The organism is Paenibacillus sp. FSL R7-0179 (assembly GCF_038002265.1).
Taxonomy (GTDB): Bacteria; Bacillota; Bacilli; order Paenibacillales; family Paenibacillaceae; genus Paenibacillus_AQ.
In genome coordinates, this window is the sequence record NZ_JBBOCC010000002.1 from 2,276,000 (window position 1) to 2,288,544 (window position 12,545).

Annotated in this window: 12 protein-coding genes; 8 read left to right on the forward strand and 4 right to left on the reverse strand. The window is 56.3% G+C overall.

Features of this window, described 5'->3' with window-relative positions:
• Positions 1-24 precede the first annotated feature (24 nt).
• From MKX63_RS26290 to MKX63_RS26315, 6 genes are all read left to right on the forward strand, one after another.
• Complete coding sequence (locus MKX63_RS26290) at positions 25-1,128, forward strand: AAA family ATPase (protein WP_341021327.1); 1,104 nt, start codon at positions 25-27, stop codon at positions 1,126-1,128.
• Positions 1,125-3,470, forward strand: a complete 2,346-nt coding sequence (locus tag MKX63_RS26295) for a DUF5682 family protein (RefSeq protein ID WP_341021328.1) — start codon at positions 1,125-1,127, stop codon at positions 3,468-3,470. Before MKX63_RS26290 ends, MKX63_RS26295 begins: the two co-directional genes overlap by 4 nt.
• On the forward strand, positions 3,471-4,712 hold the full coding sequence (locus tag MKX63_RS26300) for a VWA domain-containing protein (RefSeq protein ID WP_341021329.1): 1,242 nt from the start codon (positions 3,471-3,473) through the stop codon (positions 4,710-4,712).
• 123 nt (positions 4,713-4,835) lie between these two features.
• The gene (asd, locus tag MKX63_RS26305; protein ID WP_341021331.1) at positions 4,836-5,921 is read left to right on the forward strand and encodes an aspartate-semialdehyde dehydrogenase; all 1,086 of its coding nucleotides are present in this window, start codon (positions 4,836-4,838) and stop codon (positions 5,919-5,921) included.
• 147 nt (positions 5,922-6,068) lie between these two features.
• Positions 6,069-6,254, forward strand: coding sequence for a DUF3934 family protein (locus MKX63_RS26310; RefSeq protein WP_341023288.1), 186 nt, complete (start codon positions 6,069-6,071; stop codon positions 6,252-6,254).
• Between the two features lie 116 nt (positions 6,255-6,370).
• On the forward strand, positions 6,371-7,066 hold the full coding sequence (locus MKX63_RS26315) for a pseudouridine synthase (protein WP_341021334.1): 696 nt from the start codon (positions 6,371-6,373) through the stop codon (positions 7,064-7,066).
• Positions 7,067-7,194: 128 nt separating this feature from the next.
• On the opposite strand, the gene MKX63_RS26320 is transcribed toward MKX63_RS26315, so the two are convergent.
• A complete protein-coding gene (locus tag MKX63_RS26320) occupies positions 7,195-7,326 on the reverse strand; it encodes a hypothetical protein (protein WP_341021336.1) in 132 nt (43 codons plus the stop codon).
• 8 nt (positions 7,327-7,334) lie between these two features.
• Here MKX63_RS26320 and MKX63_RS26325 point away from each other — a divergent pair, with 8 nt between their 5' ends.
• A complete protein-coding gene (locus MKX63_RS26325; protein ID WP_341021337.1) occupies positions 7,335-8,099 on the forward strand; it encodes a hypothetical protein in 765 nt (254 codons plus the stop codon).
• A gap of 193 nt (positions 8,100-8,292) precedes the next feature.
• Here MKX63_RS26325 and MKX63_RS26330 read toward each other — a convergent pair whose 3' ends face one another.
• Positions 8,293-10,101, reverse strand: a complete 1,809-nt coding sequence (locus tag MKX63_RS26330) for an ABC transporter ATP-binding protein (RefSeq protein ID WP_341021339.1) — start codon at positions 10,099-10,101, stop codon at positions 8,293-8,295.
• A gap of 198 nt (positions 10,102-10,299) precedes the next feature.
• On the opposite strand from MKX63_RS26330, the gene MKX63_RS26335 reads away from it, so the two are divergent.
• Positions 10,300-10,872, forward strand: coding sequence for a GNAT family N-acetyltransferase (locus MKX63_RS26335; protein ID WP_341021341.1), 573 nt, complete (start codon positions 10,300-10,302; stop codon positions 10,870-10,872).
• 189 nt (positions 10,873-11,061) lie between these two features.
• On the opposite strand, the gene thiE is transcribed toward MKX63_RS26335, so the two are convergent.
• Positions 11,062-11,721 (reverse strand): thiamine phosphate synthase, encoded by a 660-nt coding sequence (thiE, locus tag MKX63_RS26340; protein ID WP_341021342.1) that lies wholly within the window; start codon positions 11,719-11,721, stop codon positions 11,062-11,064.
• Positions 11,718-12,545, reverse strand: a complete 828-nt coding sequence (thiD, locus tag MKX63_RS26345) for a bifunctional hydroxymethylpyrimidine kinase/phosphomethylpyrimidine kinase (protein ID WP_341021344.1) — start codon at positions 12,543-12,545, stop codon at positions 11,718-11,720. Before thiD ends, thiE begins: the two co-directional genes overlap by 4 nt.

Consider the following 12,545-nt stretch of genomic DNA (forward strand, 5'->3'; position numbering starts at 1 on the left):
GGGATATACAAAGGAGAGGTGTACATGTCAACAGAACAAGGTCAGCTTCAGGATTATATGCGTCTGCCGGCTGAAATCCTGTACCGTGAGGAGCTGGAGGCTCTGCGCAAGGAGGACACCGGACGTATTCCTGCCGGCTGGCAGATGTCCCCGCGCTCAGTTCTCACCTTCATTACTGGCGGCAAGGCGGGCAAAACCGTGATTACCCCGAAATATATCGGGAACATCCGGCTGATTGAGATGGCCGTTGCCACGCTGGTCACTGACCGGGCACTGCTGCTGATCGGGGAGCCGGGCACCGCCAAATCCTGGCTGTCCGAGAATCTGGCAGCGGCGATCTACGGCAACTCAGGTATGGTAGTGCAGGGGACAGCGGGAACAAGCGAAGAGCATGTGCGTTATTCCTGGAACTACGCCATGCTCCTGGCGAACGGGCCGACGCCGGAGGCGCTGGTCAAGAGCCCGATTATGCGGGCGATGGAGGACGGCGGTATTGCCCGGTTTGAAGAAATCTCCCGTTGTGCCTCCGAGGTGCAGGACGCATTGATCTCCATTCTGTCGGAGAAGACAATCTCCGTGCCGGAGCTGGGCAAGGAGACCAGTGCCCGCAAGGGCTTCTCGATTATTGCCACTGCTAATACTCGGGACCGCGGAGTCAATGAAATGTCCGCTGCTCTGAAGCGGCGATTCAATATCATTGTGCTGCCTGCGCCATCTGACCTTGAGACGGAGCTGTCCATTGTGAAGAAGCGTGTCGGTGAGATCGCCTCCTCCTATGAGCTGCAGGCTGCTGTTCCGGCAGATGAAGCGCTGCTGAAGGTGGTTACCATCTTCCGCGAGCTGCGCAGCGGCATGACCCTCGACAAGAAGGAGAAGGTGAAGACTCCAGCCGGTGTAATCTCTACGGCAGAAGCCATCTCGCTGCTGACGAACAGCATGGCCCTGGCGGCAAGCTTCGGGAGCGGGGAACTGACCGACGAGGATCTGGCAGCGGGACTCCAAGGGGCGATCGTCAAGGATGACGATAAGGATAAGCTGGTCTGGAAGGAATATCTGGATAATGTAATGAAGAAAAAAGGAGCGGACTGGCGCGGACTCTATCAAGCCTGCAAGGAGATGAACGAGTGAGCAGGGCAGCGGTTGCCGGCGTTCATGTCTTCGGAGTCCGGCATCTGTCTCCGGGCGGTGCCAGGCATGTCCTGGAATACTTGAACGAGCTGCAGCCGACCGCCGTCTTGATTGAGGGGCCGAGTGATGCCAGCGGAGAGATCCGTCATTTAACCCATGCGGTAACGAAGCCGCCGGTAGCTATTCTGGCCTTCACCGAGGATTTGCCTGTGCGGACGGTGCTCTGGCCGTTCGCTGTGTATTCCCCGGAATATCAGGGGATGAAATGGGCGCAGGAGCATGGAGCACAGGCAGAGTTCATCGACCTGCCTTCCTCTGTAACACTGGGGCTGCAGGATGCGTTACGGCAGGATGCCGGTGGACGCCCAGAACTGAAGCCTGTGGCTGACGAACAGGGGGAACCGGCGGAAGAGGAAGTTCGTGAGCCGGAGTCAGTATACAGCCGGATTGCCCGGATTGCCGGTGAGCATGACTATGATATGTACTGGGAGCGTAATTACGAGCATAACGCCAGCAGCGGCGCATACCGCGCCGCGATCCTGGCCTTCTCTGCCCAGATGCGGGAGCTGTCGGAGTCCACGGAGCGCGCAGAGCAGCCGCGGGAATATGCATATAACGCATTGCGCGAGTCTTATATGCGGCGGCAGATTCAGCTCAAGATTGACGAAGGGCATGTGCCGGAGAAGATTGTTGTGATCTGCGGGGCATACCACGCCGCCGCGCTGGCCGATCTCTCGGAGGGAATGAGTGATGCGGAGCTGGCGTCACTGCCTTCACGCTCTACCAAGCTGACGCTGATGCCGTATTCCTACTATAAGCTCTCCACTATGTCGGGGTATGGTGCGGGCAACGCAGCTCCGCACTACTTCCAGATGATGTGGGAGCTGATGGCCTCCGGCCGCGCTGAGGAGCTGCCCCATCTCTATCTCTCCTCCGTGGCCCGGATGGTGCGCAGGGCAGGGACGCACCGCTCCACGGCTGAGGTCATTGAAGCGGTACGGCTGGCGGAGTCGCTGGCTGCGCTGCACGGCGGAAGCGCACCTACGCTGCGTGATCTGCGCGATGCCGCCCAGACCTTGCTCGGGCATGGGGATCTGGCTGTTATCGCTGATTCGCTGGCCCGGGTCGATGTCGGTACGAACATCGGAAGGCTGGCCGATGGCGTCAGCCAGACGCCGATTCAGGATGACCTGAACCGGCTGCTGAAGCGCTACAAGCTGGAGAAGTACAGATCGACCGTAGCCAGCGACCTGACGCTGGATCTGCGCGAGAACCGCCGGGTGTCAAGCAGCGAAGCGGCTTACCTCGATCTGCACCGCTCCGTGCTGTTCCACCGGCTGGAACTGCTCGGTATCCACTTCGCCCGGAATGTGCCAAGCGGCCAGTCCGGGGCGACCTGGGCGGAGCACTGGATACTCCAGTGGGCGCCGGAGGTGGAGATTGAGATTGTGGAGTCTACCCTGCTGGGGGAGACCATAGAAGTGGCGGCAGCCTATGTGCTGCGCGAGAAGCTGCTGGAATGCAGCTCCATCGCTGAGGCATCCGCGCTGATTGTCACCGCCTGCGAATGTGCCATGACCACACAGATGGAGGAGAGCAGTCGCGTGCTCCAGCGCCTTGCGGTAGACAGCCGGGATGTCGTCTCGATTGCCACGGCTGCCAGGGAGCTGGCCAAGATCATCGGCTATGGCGACATCCGCAAGGTGGATACGGCCCCGTTCATACCGCTGCTGGAGGAGCTGTTCCGCCGGGGCTGCCTGTTCCTGCTGGATGCCAGCGGCTGCAATGATGAAGCGGCGGCGCTGATGATCGGCGCAATGAATGATCTGAACAACATCTCGCAGGAGCATAGCGAGATTGCAGATACGGCTCTGTGGCTGCAGGAGCTGCTGCAGCTGGCGCAGCGGGATGACCGCAACCCGCGGCTGTCGGGCTTCGCCTGTGCAATTCTGATGGAGCGGGGAGCCATCCCTGCCGGAGAGGTTGCGGCAGAGGTGTCGCGCCGCTTGTCTCCAGGGATACCGGCAGACCTGGGGGCAGGCTGGTTCGAAGGGCTGTCCATGCGTAACCGCTATGGGCTGCTGTCGCGGATGAGCCTGTGGGAGCAGCTGAATGACTATATCAACGCCTTGGAGGATGAGGAATTCAAGCGTGCGCTGGTCTTCCTGCGCCGGGCGTTCAGTACCTTCTCCCCGCGTGAGAAGACGATGATCGCCGAGCTGCTGGGTGAGCTGTGGGGCGTGAACACAGAGCAGGCCGCCGAGATTCTGACAGGAGAACTGAAGGAGGAGGAAGCCAAAATGCTGGATGATCTGAATGATTTTGACTTCGGGGATTTGTAGATGAGTGAAGAAGAACTGAAGGAAGAACTGAAGGATGATAACCGGAACGGAGCGCTTACACGCTGGCGGCTGATTCTGGGGCAGGAAGCAGAAGAGGCCTTGCCCGGCTTCGGCCCGGGCAGCGGACGGATCTTAAGCGAGGAAGAGCTGATTATGGATGCCGCACTGGCGGCTATCTATAATGAGACAGGCGCAGGTAAGGCAGAAGGGAGTGCCGCTGCCGCATCGAAGGGCAGAGGTTCAGGCTCGGGAAAGTCAGCAATTAACCTGTCCAAGTGGCTCGGGGATGTGCGGAATTTCTTCCCGGAGGATGTGGTCTCGGTTATTCAGACCGATGCGATGGAGCGCAAGGGCTGGAAGCAGCTGCTCTTCGAGCCGGAGCTGCTGGCGGCAGTGAAGCCGGATATCCAGCTGGTCGGTACGCTGCTGGCACTTAAGGGTAAAATCCCGGAGAAAACCAAAGATACCGCAAGAATGCTCGTTCAGGCGCTCGTGGATGAGCTGGTCAAGCTGCTGGAGACTGATATCCGCCGTGCAGTTACCGGAGCACTCAATAAGCGGCAGCATTCCCCGCTGCCTTCGCTTAGCGGCCTGGACTGGAAACGGACAATTGAGCGCAACCTGAAGCACTACGATGCGGAGCGGCGGATGATTATCCCCGAACGCTTCTTCTATTTTGACCGGGCCCGCCGCAGCAAGGAATGGACGGTCATTGTAGATATTGACCAGAGCGGCTCGATGGCCAGCTCCGTGATCTGGGCTTCGGTGATCGGCTCGATCTTCGCCAGTATCCCGGCGCTGAACACGCGTGTCGTTGCTTTTGATACCGAGGTGGTTGACTTGACGGAGCAGTGTGCGAATGATCCTGTTGACATGCTCTTCGGCATCCAGCTCGGGGGCGGTACGGATATTCATAAGTCGGTGAAGTATTGTGAGCAGTTCATCGAGGAGCCGAAGAAGACACTGTTCATCATCGTATCGGACCTGTACGAGAACGGCAATCAGGCCGGGCTGGTCCGGCGGATGCGCGAGCTGCGGGAATCCGGGGTGCGGACGATGACGCTCCTGGCCCTCTCCGATGAAGGCAAGCCTTCCTATGATGAACGGCTGGCCGCCCAGCTCGCCCGTGATGGAACGCCTTGCTTCGCCTGTACTCCGGCACTGCTGCCTGTCCTGGTGGAGGGAGCACTCAAGGGCCAGGAGCTGGGTGAGCTGGCGAAGCGGCTGGGGATGACGCGGTGATTTTGTTTAAACAGGAAACACTTACTTTATAATCACATATTGTGTAACATGCCGCTATCATTTATAATCGGTTATTAAAAAGCACCTTTCGCTAGGCGCTGCTTGAAAGGAAATGAATTTCTTATGTCGAGGAAGCTCAGAGCGGGTATTGTTGGCGGTACCGGTATGGTCGGCCAGCGTTTCATTGCACTTTTGGAGAATCATCCATGGTTTCAGGTAACAGCGATTGCGGCGAGCGCGAATTCAGCCGGCAAGTCCTATGAGGAGTCTGTTCAAGGCAGATGGAAGCTGTCCACTCCTATGCCTGACGCAGTTAAAGGCATCATGGTTCAAGACGCCTCCAAGGTGGAGGAAGTGGCTGCGGATGTGGATCTGATCTTCTGCGCCGTAGATATGAAGAAGGATGAGATTAAGGCGCTGGAAGAAGCTTATGCGCGTACCGGAACTCCGGTGATCTCCAACAATTCGGCGCACCGCTGGACACCGGATGTTCCGATGGTGATTCCTGAGATCAATCCGGAGCATCTGGAGGTTATCGCCCAGCAGCGGAAGCGTCTGGGGACAGAGACCGGCTTCATCGCTGTGAAACCGAACTGTTCCATTCAGAGCTATATGCCCACCCTGAATGCACTTCATGAGTTCAAGCCTTCTAAGGTGGTTGTAACCACTTATCAGGCGATTTCAGGTGCGGGTAAGACCTTCGCGGACTGGCCGGATATGGTGGATAACGTGATTCCTTACATCGGCGGAGAAGAAGAGAAGAGCGAGCAGGAGCCGCTGCGGATCTGGGGTAAGGTAACCAGTGAGGGGATCGTCCCAAGCGAGCAGCCGGTAATCACTACCCAGTGTATCCGTGTGCCTGTTGCTGACGGCCATATGGCGGCTGTCTTTGCCTCCTTTGAGCAGAAGCCTTCCCGCGAAGAGATTCTGGAACGCTGGAACAGCTTCCAGGGGCGTCCACAGCAGCTCGGTCTGCCGAGTGCTCCTAAGCAGTTCATCACGTATTTTGAGGAAGAGAACCGTCCGCAGACCCGTCTGGACCGTGACATTGAGAATGGCATGGGCATCTCCGCAGGACGGTTGCGCGAGGATTCACTGTACGATTACAAATTCGTCAGCCTGTCCCACAATACGGTAAGAGGCGCTGCCGGCGGTGCGGTACTGATCGCCGAATTGCTGAAGGCCGAAGGATATATTCAGCCCAAATAAGCATATCTATGCTCTTGGACGGATACCCGTTATGCAGCCTGCCGGAGGCTCTCCGCGCAGGCTGTTTGCAGTTTGACCTGACAATCCGCCCGAAATAATGGTAAGATAGAGTAATGTACGGCGAAAACTGAATATTGACGGAGTGATATTGTGGCAAAAAGTAAAGGCGGCGGCACAGGCAGAGGAACAGGCAGCAAGGGCTGGACCCGCTGGAACAAGACGGCAAAACCCGTGAAGCCGGCCCGAAGCGGCCCTCCCGGCAGCCCAGGTGCCAAAGGAACCAAGCAGGCTAAGACCAGCAGCGGCAGCAACAAAACCGGAGGCGCTAAATAAGCGGGCATCTGCCCCTTGAGGATGACTAATTATAAGGGTTATAGGTTGGAGGCAACATCTGATGGCTATGTGAATCAGATGTTCTTTCATATGTAGGACCTGAAAGCGGGAACTTCATGAGAATTAACAAATACATCAGTGAGACCGGCGTCTATCCGCGCAGAGAGACGGGCCGGCTGATTGCCGCCGGAAGGATCACGATTAACGGGAAGGTCTGTGCGCCTGGAGCAAGTGTTGAACCTGGAGATATGGTGGCTGTAGACGGAATTACTGTGACTCCAGACCGGGAGGAGCGGGTCTATCTGGTGCTGAACAAGCCGGTAGGCATCACCTGTACAGCCGCCCGGCACGTGGAAGGGAATATTGTAGATTATATCAATTATCCCTCCCGGATCTTTGCCGTCGGCAGACTGGACAAGCGCTCGGAAGGGCTGATTCTGCTGACCAATGACGGGTCGATTGTCAACCGGATGATGCGGTCCGAGCATAGTCATGAGAAGGAGTACCGGGTGAGCGTGGATAAGCCGGTCACAGAAGACTTTTTGACGGAGATGTCGGCAGGTGTAGATATTCTGGAGACCCGCACCAAGCCATGCCTCACCCGGCGGATCTCGGAGAAGGAGTTCATGATTATTCTGACCCAAGGGCTGAATCTGCAGATCCGCCGGATGTGCAAGGCGCTGGGCTATCGTGTGCTCCGGCTGGAGCGGATACGGATTATGCATATCACGCTCAGCGGTCTGCCGCAAGGGCAGTGGAGACGGCTGACGGAGGAAGAGCTCGCGGAGCTTCATGCCAGATTGGAAGGATAGCCGCAACTCACATACCAGTTTATGTTTCCGAAGCGGGCTCCGGATGGGTATACAGGAAGTCTTGCTACCACGACACGACATTTAGGAGGATCACATGCGGATTATAAGCTTATTGTTAGCCTTAGCAATCATAGCAGGTTGCTCACGAACAGGGGATGGCGGATCAGCAGATCCGTCTGCAGTGCCAGCCGCTTCCCCGGCAGCGGATCTCTCAGCAGCACCTGGAGGGCATCTTGAGGAAGACGCAGCTGCCGCAGCACTCGCAGAAGTGTCCCCTGAGATTGCAGATGAGTATTCGGGGTTCGTACATATGGATGCGGTTCAGTTGAACGGGCAGATTTTTCAGGTATATTACTGGAACAAGGGAGAATTCAGCTATACACAGTTCGCCATCGTCAAGGAGGGCAAGATGGTCTTTGACAGCAAAAAGGCCGGGCTTACCCTGGAAGGCGGGGACATTTGGAATGAGGAGGAGCAGCTCTGGGCTGAAGCGGTTGTGCAGAACAACCGGAATACCTTCTTGTTCAGTCTGATGGATAACCGTCCTAACTACGCGTCTATTGTGGTCGAAGAGATTGACGGAACGATGCAGGTCACCGTTAACGATCTGTTCAGCGTGAATTATGAGGACGTGGATCAGGACGGAAGCGAGGATCTGCTGGCCAGTCCTTATCCGGGTAAATCGCCCCTGGGTCCGGCGCTGACGGGCATCTACCAGCTGGAAGGGACGAACTATGTACCGGATAAGCTGCTTACCAAGCAATATGCGGACGATCAGCTTCAGCTCAGTGAGCAGGAGTATAAAAACAATCCGTCCGAGCAGACGTTAGAGCAGCTGCTGAACGCCTACCTGATTCTCGGGAAGCGCAGTATCGCACTGACACGGTTCGAAGAGTTCCATGAGTGGGCCGGACAGCTCGCCGGGGACGGCGGTTATGTGGACGAATATCAGCAGCTGCTGCGGAATACGGAGACGGCAGAACAAATCAGCGGCTGGATGGACAAGCTGAAGCCGCTGCGCAGTGCGCGGTAAGCCGGAGTAATCGCGGACAAGAAGAGAAGGGATTCCCAGGGCAGGCGATGCTGCTCCGGGAATCCCCTTTTCAAAATATAAGAATGTATATGTTTCACTCTATACATTATCCTTCTATTTCTCGCTGAAACGGTACCGTCCTTTTAAAGGACGGCAAAGCCGTTTCCTCTTGTATGCGAATATGCCTAATGGCTTATGAATCTTCCCGCTGAAACTGCTTGTTGTACAAATCCCGGTATACCCCATTCACTGCCAGCAGGGAGGCATGCTGCCCCGACTCTACAATCCTGCCGTCCTGAACAACCAGAATATTGTCGGCTGCCATGATGGTGGAGAGACGGTGGGCGATGACCATGCTGGTCTTGCCGCGCAGCAGTTCATGCATCGCTTGCTGGATGTAATATTCCGATACGGTGTCCAGCGACGAGGTGGCTTCGTCCATGATGATAATGGGCGGATTCTTGAGCAGCACGCGCGCGATGGACATCCGCTGCTTCTCACCACCGGACAGCTTAATGCCCCGGTTGCCGACGACGGTGTTGTAGCCCTCAGGCAGCTTCAGAATGAAATCATGAATATAAGCAGCTTCGCAGGCGGCCGTCAGCGCGGCTTCCGTGGCTTCAGCGTTAGCATAGAGCAGATTCTCACGGATCGTTCCGTTGAACAGGTACGTGTCCTGGGTGACGAGGCCAATCTGCGAGCGAAGCGAATGCAGTGTGAACTCGCGGATGTCCTTACCGCCAATACGTATTGCACCTGAATCCAGCTCATAGAGACGGGGGATCAGGTTGGTAATGGTGGTTTTGCCTGCTCCGCTGGGTCCGACCAGGGCAGTCAGTGATCCGGCGGCTGCCGTGAAGGAGATCCCGCTCAGAGCGGGCTTGTCCGGGGCATAGGCGAAATTTACTTGCTCGAAGACGATGTCTTGTCCCTCCACACGGCTTGGAAGAGCCAGCTTAGTGTCCACAATCAACGGATCCATATCGAAATAGTCAAAAATCCGTTCAAACAGCGCTACCGAACGGTTCACATCCACGTAGAGATTGGTCATTTGCATAACCGGAATATACAATCTGCTCAGCAGTGCCACAAAGGTGATAATTGCTCCGATGCTCAGCTCTCCCTGGATGAATAAATAACCTCCGTACAAATAAATCAGCATCGGCCCGATACTGGTGAAGGTGGTAAGGACCAGCATGAACCAGCGGCCAGCCATGGATTCGCGGATTTGCAGCCGTGTTGCCTGGGCATTTACGGTCCGGAAGCTGTCCAGCGCGGTGTCCTCTCTGGTGAACAGCTTCATTAGCATGTACCCGCTGAGGCTGAGCGTCTCCTCAATGATCTGATTCTGCTCCGAGATCTTCTCCTGCGTCTCTTTGGCCAGCTTCCAGCGCACATTGCCCATTTTGCGGGTGGGTATGATGAATAAGGGGATGACCAGGACACCTAGCAGTGCGAGCTTCCAGTTCATGATGAACAACGTTGCCGCTGTGGAGATCAGAATGAACAGATTGCTGGCACAATTGACGATGGTGCTGTTGAAGACGCCCTGAATTCCGGCAATATCACTGGTCATCCGTGTGATAACCTCGCCTTGCTTGACGCCTGAGTAGAACTGAAGCGGCATGCTCTGCAGATGGCGGTACATTTGGTTTTTCATATCATGGACAATATTCTGTGAGATAAAAGAGTTCAAATAATTCTGCAGCACGCCGAGCAGTCCTGACACTACCGTTGTAGCCAGCGAGGCAGCAACGAGCAGGAAGAGCAACTGCAGATTCTTGTCCGGGAGCGCCCGGTCAATGATCTGCTGAATCAGGATAGGAGGGAGCAGCCCCAGCACTGCGGATATGCACAGCACAGTCATCACCAGCAGCGTCTGCTTCCAGTATGGGACGAAATATTTCACTATGCGTAATAGCAGCGCTTTGGATATATCCGGCTTCGCCTCCTCCTCATCGAACTTTAATTTGCCATGCCCGAAGCCTCCTCCGGGTCCCATGGCTCTGAAGCCTCTCGACAATAGGGTCACCAGCTTTGCTTAAATTTTAGGGATGCGTTATATGTAAAAATAATCCTGCACAGGGTCTGACATGGGCATTATACGCCTGGATTATCCGGATGTAAATGCTAAACTGGATAGGCTGGAATGAACTGGAGAACTAAATTGCAGCCCCAAGATTGAAAGGAGAGGAACAGAATGATTATTAATGCACTGGGATATGAAAATAAAGGGCTCCACTATACGGTGAGATCCGCCGTGCCGCAGGATGCCCCGCAGTTGTCCGCGCTGAGATTGAAGGTTGACGGGGAGACGGAGAATTTAGACCGGGTTCAGGGGGAAGCCTTCATCGGCCCGGGGGACTTCCAGTCGCTCATAGCGTCGGATACGGCCAGTGGCACGAACCTGTTCCTGGTAGCCGAGGTTCAGGACAGGCTGGCAGGTTTCGCCAGATGTGAAGGAAGTCCGCTCCGCAGATTGGCCCATCAGGCCGAGTTCGGAGTCGGAGTGCTGCAGGAGTTCTGGGGATACGGAATCGGCCGTAGCCTGCTGGAGCAGTCTATCGGCTGGGCGGAAGCCATCGGTCTGGAAAAGCTGAGCTTGAAGGTTCTAGAACGAAATGACAAGGCGATCCTACTCTATGAGAGCCTGGGCTTCGAGGTCGAGGGTGTCCTGCGCAGAGACAAGCTGCTGGCCGACGGACAATTCTATTCCACTATTGTTATGGGCAGATTACGCGGGGACAGAGGGGGGAGCGCAAGCCAAATGTAATCGAAAAACCGAACATAATTGGACTGGGCGCGCCACGTAGGCCGAATGTGATCGAAAAACCGAACACGATGTGTGTGCGCCCTGGTTAATGTTATATGCCGCTACCATGAGGCGGGGGAAAAGTGGGGTACAACTTATGCGCGGCGTGAGTATCAATATCGTACCACCCGCAGTGTGCCTGGTCTAAAATTAAGGAGCGGTGACGAGCTGCGCGAATCTTCGCGTGGTCTCGTATATATCCTCAGCTCCGGCAATGGCCGAGATGATGGAGATCCCATCTGCACCTGCCCGGAAGACCGGCGGGGCATTCACCATGGTGATGCCGCCGATTCCGACTACAGGAATGCTCAGGCCGCTTCGTCTTAGCTCTTCAATGACAGTAGTTCCCCGGACGGCCTGGGCATCATCCTTGGACGAAGTAGGATAGACAGGGCCGACTCCGAGATAATCGGCTCCGTCCGCAATGGCCTGCCGGGCTTCCGTCAGACTATGCGCGGAGACTCCGATGATCTTATGCTCACCGAGCTGCTCCCGGATCAGCCGGGCAGGCAGGTCATCCTGGCCGACATGAATGCCATCGGCATCCAGCGCAGTTGCAAGCTCCAGGTCATCGTTTACGATGAACGGGATGTTATAGCTCCGGCATATCTGCAGGAGCTGTTGCCCCAGACGGAGCAGAGCGGCACCTTTAAGCGCAGCGGGACCCTTTTCCCGGAACTGGAACAGACTAATGCCCCCGTCAGCGGCAGCGGTTAATGTCTCCTCCGGCGAGAGGCGGCAGTTCACACTGCCCATAATGAAGTACAGCTTCAGCAGTCTGCGCATATCCTCGTTGTCAATCCGTGTCATAGCGTGATCCCCCTTGATCTCATCCGGTTCCCGTAAGCAAAATGATTCGTCGGCCCCTGCCCGGCCCCGATGTTCAGGCTATCCTCAATCGCCGCTTGAATGAAGACCTTGGCGGTCTGGACAGCTTCTGGCATGGAATGGCCCAACGCAAGACCTGCCGTCACCGCAGCTGAGAAGGTGCAGCCGGTTCCGTGAGTATGCTTCGTCGCAATCCGTGGACTGGACATGTAATGGAATTCCCTTCCATCATAGAGAAGATCCACCGCCTCGTCTCCCGAAGGGTCATGTCCGCCCTTCAAAATAATGTACTTGGGTCCCATCCGATGAAGCAGTCTTGCTGCCTGTTCCCGGTCTTCCCGGCCCTGAATCTTCATTCCCGTCAGCATCTCTGCTTCAGGAAGATTGGGCGTAATGGCGAGCGAAAGTGGAAGCAGGCTTGTAATCAGGGCCTGCACTGCCTCCTGGAGCAGCAGCTGTGAGCCGCCCTTGGCGACCATGACCGGATCGATCACCAGCTTTTGCTGCCAGCCGTACTGCTGCACTTTACCGGCAACCACGCGGATAATGTCACTGCTGAACAGCATCCCTGTCTTAATGGCATCCGGCGGCAGATCACTGCCGATCGAATCCAGCTGGGCCGCAACGGTTTCCGGCTCCATCGGATAGACTCCCTGAACACCAAGTGTGTTCTGGGCAGTGAGTGCAGTAAGTGCAGACATGCCGTACACTCCCAGCTCCTGAAAAGTCTTCAAATCCGCCTGGATCCCGGCCCCGCCGCCGCTGTCAGAGCCGGCAATGGTCAACGCTTTGCGTATGCTAGTCAT

Coding starts and splice junctions, on each gene's coding strand:
- MKX63_RS26290 (WP_341021327.1), top strand. CDS start 25: ATGTCAACAGAACAAGGTCAGCTTCAGGATTATATGCGTCTGCCGGCT.
- MKX63_RS26300 (WP_341021329.1), top strand. CDS start 3,471: ATGAGTGAAGAAGAACTGAAGGAAGAACTGAAGGATGATAACCGGAAC.
- asd (WP_341021331.1), top strand. CDS start 4,836: ATGTCGAGGAAGCTCAGAGCGGGTATTGTTGGCGGTACCGGTATGGTC.
- MKX63_RS26315 (WP_341021334.1), top strand. CDS start 6,371: ATGAGAATTAACAAATACATCAGTGAGACCGGCGTCTATCCGCGCAGA.
- MKX63_RS26330 (WP_341021339.1), bottom strand. CDS start 10,101: ATGGGACCCGGAGGAGGCTTCGGGCATGGCAAATTAAAGTTCGATGAG.
- MKX63_RS26335 (WP_341021341.1), top strand. CDS start 10,300: ATGATTATTAATGCACTGGGATATGAAAATAAAGGGCTCCACTATACG.
- thiE (WP_341021342.1), bottom strand. CDS start 11,721: ATGACACGGATTGACAACGAGGATATGCGCAGACTGCTGAAGCTGTAC.
- thiD (WP_341021344.1), bottom strand. CDS start 12,545: ATGACTAGCATACGCAAAGCGTTGACCATTGCCGGCTCTGACAGCGGC.